Origin of the sequence: Longimonas sp., from assembly GCF_040409695.1 — a bacterium.
In the GTDB taxonomy this organism is placed as follows: domain Bacteria; phylum Bacteroidota; class Rhodothermia; order Rhodothermales; family Salinibacteraceae; genus Longimonas.
The window spans coordinates 1-6,902 of record NZ_JARWGJ010000131.1 but is presented as its reverse complement, the minus strand read 5'-3'; the positions used below and the strand labels follow the sequence as shown (position 1 = coordinate 6,902).

Genomic DNA, 6,902 nt, shown 5'->3' with positions numbered 1-6,902 from the left:
AGCATGCCGTGCCAGTACATCTGCGGCAGGCCATATGCCTTGAGAGCGTACATGCTATAGCGCTCCTGGCTGGTGTCGAACGAAAAGCTTGGGTCCGGTTCGTTGTTATAGTCGAACTCGGCGAGCACCAGCTTGCCGTATCCGGTAACGAGGGGGCACGACGCGTAGCCGTTGTACTCCTTCGGATCCGCGATGTCGCCGTCGTGCATGAGCTGAAGGAGGTTGTTGACCACGGTGGGCGCCTGCTTGCGAACGGCAGCTCCAGTTTTCGCGTTTGGTGTGCTTCCGGCATCGCCTAACCCGAAGATGTTGTCGTACGTGTTGTGCTGCAGCGTGTGCTTGTGGACATCCACCCAGCCATCTTCGTTCGAGAGCGGACTCTCTTTGATGAAATCGGGTGCGCTCTGGGGCGGAGTTACGTGTAGCATATCGTACGAGACAACCTGCTCGGCAGGGGCGCTGTCGCCACCGGTGGCTCGGAAGACCGCTTCCTTGCTATCAGGACGAATCTCAATAAGCTCGCTGTACAGGTTCACGTCGATGCCGTAGCGGTCGACCACCTTGCGGAGCGTGCGCGCAAACTTCTCGACGCCGAAGATAACCGTACCGGGCGTAAAGAACTGCACCGACACGTCGTCGAGGATGCCGCGCTTACGCAGGTGATCGGCGGTCAGGTACATGATCTTCTGCGGGGCGCCGCCACACTTGATGGGCGTAGCCGGCTGTGTAAACAGTGCCGTATCGCCGGGCTGCAGCTTCTGCATTTCCTCCCACGTGTCTTCGCAGTACTCGTAGGCGTAGTTGCTTACCACGCCCGAGCCGGGGTCTTCGATCGACTCGGCGAGTCCGGGCACGGCGTCCCAGTCGAGCTGCAGGCCTGGAGCAACAACCAGGTAATCGTATTCGACTGTTTCTCCGTTGACAGTGGACACCGTGTTGGCCTCCGGATCGAAGGCGGTAGCGGCATCCTGAAGCCATGTAACGCCGTCGGGGATGAACTCGGCCATGGGCCGTTCAGAGATCTCCTTGTCGAAGACCCCGGCGCCCACGAGCGTCCAGATAGGCTGGTAGTAGTGCGTGTCGGAGGGTTCGATGATCGCAATGGATTCGGGGGCGCGCTCCGCCTGTTGCAGCTGGGCGGCTACCGTGATTCCGGCAGTGCCACCGCCTACAATGACGACGTCGTACTTATGCTTTGTACTCATAGCGTATCAGGTTGAATGTTGAAAGGGTGCGACAGAGGAAGTTACGATTGCAGTTTGCGTCCAAAGTGTTTGCCAAACATGGTGAGGAAGCCAAGAGCTCGGCGTGTGTCGGAATCGCGGAATGCCTTAAAGAGGCCCCAAAGTCCGACCTGAGGCGGTTCATCCCCACATTCCTGACGGCATTCAGCGAGCGCGTCGCCCGCCTTGCCGACAACGGAGACCGCATCGGGGTCAAGGATACCTGAGTTTTTGAGCGTCTCAAATTCATCGGACGCCACGAAAGCGCTAAGCTCGCTTACGGCTTCGGCGCTACGGCGCAGGACCAGTTCAGGGTCGTGGCCGGAGGCTTCAGCAGCACGGTAGGCATCATCGAACATATCGACCATCATGTTAGCCATGCCCGGCGCCTGGTCAGCGAGGTCGATAAGCTGATCAATATCGTCCATGCGGTCCATGAGCCGCGTAAGCGTACCGACCGTTTCGGGTGCGGTGAGGCGCTCGGTGAGCTGCAGGGCAAGCTGCATCCGCTCGTCGAGGTCCACGCCGTGCTCCTCGGCCGTGCGGTAGGTATCGTCGACCATATCGGTGACCATGTTGGCGGCTTGCGGGGCCTGGTCGACCGCTGTAGCGAGGCCGTCGACGGCCTCTTCGATTGCGTCGAGCCGGTCCAAGATGCGATGCAGCGCTTTCGTAGTCTGAGGGTCGTTGAGGCGCTCCTCAAGCGAGGCCGCGCCGTTGGTAGAAGGAGGGGATGTACTCATGGCATCAGGAGGGTGTGAGTAGGAGCGTGTGACAAGGGGGGATTCGGCAAAAGCGCTTCCGCGTCGAAAGCAATAATACGTGCCGAGCGTATCGGGGCTATGGAAGAAACAGCGGGAAACGGTGGCGAGAATCAGGGCAGTGAGGCATGCGCCATTAGACTATCGGGCACGAACACCGCGTACAGTCCGCGCAGGTCGCCCGGTTCAAATCCGTATGCACGGTCGTCGGGGTATCCTTCCTTCACGAAACCAGGTCGGTTGGCCTCGGCGCCATGGCAGGCCAGGCAGGTTTCCTCTACCGTGATGCGCTGGAAGAACCGTTGTCCTGAGGTGCCATTAAGCATCGTATCTTCGTGCCAGACACGCTTCAGGTCAGGATTCTCAGCGAAGCGCTCGTGTACCGCGCGTGCCTCATCGTCGAGCGTGTTATTGGGGTTGCGATTCCGGTCGGCCAGCTGCTGCACGACCCATCCGTTCGCCTGAGCCATCTGCTGTGCCCGGCGCCCGACCGGCTGGCAGACCTCAGCGAAGGTAGACTGGTCGACGGATTCCGGATCATCGACCTGTTGAGCAAGTCCCGAGCGCATGGCATCGAGGCTTTCAATCTGCTCTTCCACCTGTTCCTGGGTTGGGGAGCGCTCATCGGTGTCAGGAGGGCTGGCACATGCGAAAAGCAGCAGCGAAGCGGCTACGAGCGAAAGTGCTCCCATTGCCCGTAGCACGTGGAATGAGGCGGGGCATTTCGTTGAGCACATAGCGCGTCCAGTCAGGGAGAGAGTTTGGGCACGGCTGCGAGTGCGCACGTGAGGTGCGCCGGGCAGTGCATGCATAACGCTGTAGTTACAATTAGTTGTAGCTACAAGTGGTGCGGTTGTTTCGAGCGGTGTTTATAAAAAGTTATCAGGTCGAATGGAAGGGGGCGCTTCCCAGTGGTCTGGACGTGGCGAGCGCGTGCACCACGACCATGTTCTCTTTGTAGTCGGACCCCTTACCAGGCTCGTATGAGGACTTGTAGAGCGTGTCATGGTGAGCAGACGGGAAAGCCGAGCGCTGAACCATCTCTTGCCTGGTGAGCAGGGGCTGCGCGTGCGAGGTGGTGGCGGACCTGTGCGTCCCGCCAAGGAAGTTCGCCCCGAACAGGGGCGCATGAGATTGCCGCGCTCCCTTCGGTCGCTCGCAATGACAAGGTGGGTGTGTTTCCCGGGATTGTCGTCGCGAGGAGGGAGTTTGCGACTGACGCGGCGCTGTGAGCGGAGCGAACGAGTACTCCTGGGGTGCGATCTGTGCGTTTCACCAAGGAAGCCCCGCCCGAACAGAAACGCATGAGATTGCCACGTCGCTGGCGCTCCTCGCAATGACAAGGTGAAGGATGGTTCTCTCGGGGTTGTTATCGTAGGGAGGAAGCGCAGCGATCCATCCCCCTAAATCCCCCTCCGCCGAGGGGGATTTGATGGGTTCCTTTTGCGACCGTTCCTGCAGAAGTGCCACGCTGCAGCGTCCCCTCCTACCGGCGCAGCCGGAAAGGAGGTGTGCCCGAAGGGCGGGGTGGTCCTGAGTTGGGCAAAGAGCTCGGGTCTTTGCTGTGCTTGGCCTGGGATGACGTGTGGTGTGGGGGGAAGCCAGCGTAAAAAGGATTAGCCGCCCAGCACCTGATCGATAAACGCATCGGTATCTTGCAGTGTGTCGAAGAGCACATTGGGATTGTACGACGAGAGGTCGTTACGGCTGTAGGATCCCGTACAGACCCCGACCGAGAAGGCCCCGATGCCGCGTCCGCACTGAATGTCGTGCTGGGTGTCACCGATGATCACGACATCGCTACCGACGAAGGTGTGTCCAGTATGCTTTTTCGCGCGCCGCACAGCCACGGGCGGTAGATTGCGACGTTCGCCGTCGTCTGAGCCAAAGGCGCCAAACGAGAAGTGCGGGTCGAGTCCGACCGCTTTCAGCTTCCAGAAGGCGGTAGAGCGTATGTTGCCCGTGAGCAGCGCCAGCATTACATCCGACCGGCTGGAGAGGCGATCAAGCAGCGGCGGTACGCCGGGGATGAGCGTCACATCGTTTGGATCACCGGTTTCAAGCACCAGCGATTCGTAGGCCCCGATGGCCCGTGCGATGTTAGATGTGGTGGCAGCAACGCCGTTCTGCGTAAGAATGTCGCGCATGATACCTGGATCGGTGCGTCCCGAGAACGTAACGCCCTCAGTTGAGATCGGCTGGTCGAATACATCCGATAGCGCCTGCTCGATGGCCTGACGTCCAGACCCATTTGCATGAAGGAGGGTACCGTCAATGTCGAAGAGCAAGAGCTTCATGGGCGCGCGGTGTGTAATAGAGATACATCTTGACTGCGCCCAAGCTATGAATAAAAATCGTAAAAGTGAATTGATATGTAGCTGTTAAAGTATTGTAACAGCCTGAGAAGGTGGCGAGAAGAGCGAGCGGCACAGGTTTGTCGCAAGACAACGCATGTCGAGTCCATCATGCAAGAAGAGCATACCGGCAGTAATGGAGACATGCGGTTGCCTCGCCAGGTGCCAATCGCATCTGGACATCAGATTTAACGAGAACGCTGCATCTGCCAGCGGGTCGGGCTTGTGCATCCTTTCGAGAATCGATACGTTGTCTGTGCTATGCGCACTCGCCGCGTCCTCTATAGCCGTTATTGAAAGAAACATATGCCAGAAACTGAATCGATTTCGCTGCACGAGACCGCACGCAAGCGATATCTCAACTATGCATTATCCGTTATTACCAGTCGTGCGCTGCCTGACATCCGCGACGGACTCAAGCCCGTGCAGCGGCGCATCCTGTATGCGATGTTTACCAACCTGAACCTCTACCCCGACGGGCGCCACCGCAAGAGCGCGACCATTGTGGGGGAAACGATGGGGAAGTACCACCCGCACGGCGACACCGCCATCTACGACGCGATGGTGCGCATGGCACAGGATTTTTCGTTGCGCGCCCCGCTGGTAGACGGCCACGGCAACTTCGGCTCGCTCGACGGCGACAATCCCGCCGCGATGCGCTACACCGAGGCCAAGCTGCAGCCGCTGGCGATGGAGCTGCTCACTGAGTTGCGTCAGGACACGGTGGAGTACCGCGACACGTTCGACGGTACGCTCCAGGAGCCGGTCGTGCTGCCCGCCAAGGTGCCCAACATGCTCGTGAACGGGGCCAGCGGCATCGCGGTCGGCATGGCCACGAACATCCCGCCGCATAACCTGGGCGAGGTGGTGGATGCGGGGCTCCACCTGATCGACGACCCTGATGCCTCTGTTGAGGCGCTCTGGCAGCATGTAAAGGCGCCCGACTTTCCTACAGGCGGAGCCATCTTGAATACCGAAGAAGAGCTACGCGAGATCTACGCCACCGGCAAGGGCACCATTGAGATGCGGGGCAGCTACCGCATGAAAGGCAAGACGCGCGCAATTATCGAGTCGGTGCCGTACGGGGTGGACAAAAGCAAGATCGTGGAGTCGATCGCCGACCACATTGCCGATGAGAACGTGCCCCAGCTCTCGAACGTGCGCGACGAGTCGACCGATGATGTGCGCATTGTGCTTGAGCTGAAGCGCGGCTCCGACGCCGAGGCAGCTATGGCCTATCTCTTCAAGCACACCCAGCTGCAGCATCGCTTCCACGTGAACATGACGTGCCTGGTGCCGACCGAGCGGGCCGACGTGGGCACGCCCGAGCGCGTCAATCTGCGCACCATTCTGCAGCACTTCTTGCAATTTCGGTTGCAGGTCGTTACGCGGCGACTGAAACACGAGCTGCAGAAGCTGGAGAAGCGCATCCACCTGCTGGAAGGCTTCGAGACGATCTTCGACGCGCTCGACGAAGCCATCGCTATGATCCGTGCTTCCACCAATAAGAAGGATGCGCAGGACCGGCTCACCCGCCGGTTCGGACTTGACAACACCCAGGCCGATGCGGTGCTCGACACGAAGCTCTACCGCCTGTCGCAGATGGAAATCGAGGCGATCCGCGACGAGCTGGAGGCCAAGCAGACACGTGCCCGCGAAATCCGCACCCTGCTTGACGACGAATCTGCGCGGTGGGATATGGTGCGCGACGAACTGCAACAGGTAAAGTCCGACTACGCCGACGACCGCCGCAGCGAGATTCGCGGCCCCGATGCTGCGATCGAGTACACCGAGGCTGACTACATCATCGAAAGCGACGCCTACGTCATCGTGACGCGCGACGGCTGGGTGAAGCGGCAGGGCTCGTACTCCGACATTGAATCGATTCGTGTGCGTGACGGCGACGAGGTCGGGTGGGTGCTTGAAGGCTCCACGCGCGCCACGGTGGGCTTCTTCACAAACTACGGCACCTGCTACACGGTGCGCATCAACGACATCCCGAGCACCACCGGCTACGGCGACCCGGTTCAGAAGCTGTTCTCGTTCGACGACGGCGAGCGCGTCGTGGGCGTGGTTGGGTTCGACGACCGCGTGCTTCCGCCGGGACGTCCAGAGGAGCCCGACCAGCAGCAGCTCTTTGATGAGAACGGCGTGGCTGAGGACGAGGAGGCGCATCCGCCCTACGTGGTGGCTATCTCGAAGACGGGCCAGGCCACGCGCTTTACCGTTGAGGGCTTCATGGAGCCATCTACGCGCGCCGGACGCATGTTCATGCGGTTGGAGGGAGATGACGAGGTCGTGCGTGCCATGCTGGCGCAGGGCCACGAGCACGTCTGCGCTGCCTCGCACGGCGGACGCGTGCTGATCTTTCCGGTAGAGCAGGTGTCGGTCTACAAGGGGCCGGCCAAAGGTGTCATTGGCATGCGGATCCAGGACGACGATCGCCTCCTGGGGGCTACGCTGTCGGATGCGGCGCGTGAGGGGCTCGTGGTGGTAACCAACAACGGACGCGAGGAGATCGTGCGCACCACCAAGTACGACGTCACGAACCGGGGCGGCAAGGG

Annotated in this window: 5 protein-coding genes; 1 reads left to right on the top strand and 4 read right to left on the bottom strand. The window is 60.4% G+C overall.

The genetic code is table 11. From position 1 onward, the window contains the following. The 4 genes from PPP56_RS08310 to PPP56_RS08295 all read right to left on the bottom strand — a co-directional run. Positions 1-1,205: NAD(P)/FAD-dependent oxidoreductase (locus PPP56_RS08310; RefSeq protein ID WP_353563578.1), on the bottom strand; the 1,205-nt coding region annotated here is incomplete at its 3' end. A 41-nt stretch (positions 1,206-1,246) separates the two neighbouring features. Beyond that, complete coding sequence (locus PPP56_RS08305; protein ID WP_353563577.1) at positions 1,247-1,966, bottom strand: helical membrane plugin domain-containing protein; 720 nt, start codon at positions 1,964-1,966, stop codon at positions 1,247-1,249. A gap of 131 nt (positions 1,967-2,097) precedes the next feature. Then, complete coding sequence (locus PPP56_RS08300) at positions 2,098-2,721, bottom strand: Tll0287-like domain-containing protein (protein ID WP_353563576.1); 624 nt, start codon at positions 2,719-2,721, stop codon at positions 2,098-2,100. An 879-nt stretch (positions 2,722-3,600) separates the two neighbouring features. Further along, a complete protein-coding gene (locus PPP56_RS08295) occupies positions 3,601-4,281 on the bottom strand; it encodes an HAD family hydrolase (RefSeq protein ID WP_353563575.1) in 681 nt (226 codons plus the stop codon). Positions 4,282-4,644: 363 nt separating this feature from the next. Between PPP56_RS08295 and PPP56_RS08290 the strand changes: the two genes are divergently transcribed. Then, a partial coding sequence (locus PPP56_RS08290) for a DNA gyrase/topoisomerase IV subunit A (RefSeq protein WP_353563574.1) occupies positions 4,645-6,902 on the top strand: 2,258 nt, incomplete at its 3' end.

What these genes read in the sequence shown, in the direction of transcription:
- PPP56_RS08305 (WP_353563577.1), bottom strand. Translation starts at nt 1,966, where the DNA reads ATGAGTACATCCCCTCCTTCTACCAACGGCGCGGCCTCGCTTGAGGAG.
- PPP56_RS08300 (WP_353563576.1), bottom strand. Translation starts at nt 2,721, where the DNA reads ATGTGCTCAACGAAATGCCCCGCCTCATTCCACGTGCTACGGGCAATG.
- PPP56_RS08295 (WP_353563575.1), bottom strand. Translation starts at nt 4,281, where the DNA reads ATGAAGCTCTTGCTCTTCGACATTGACGGTACCCTCCTTCATGCAAAT.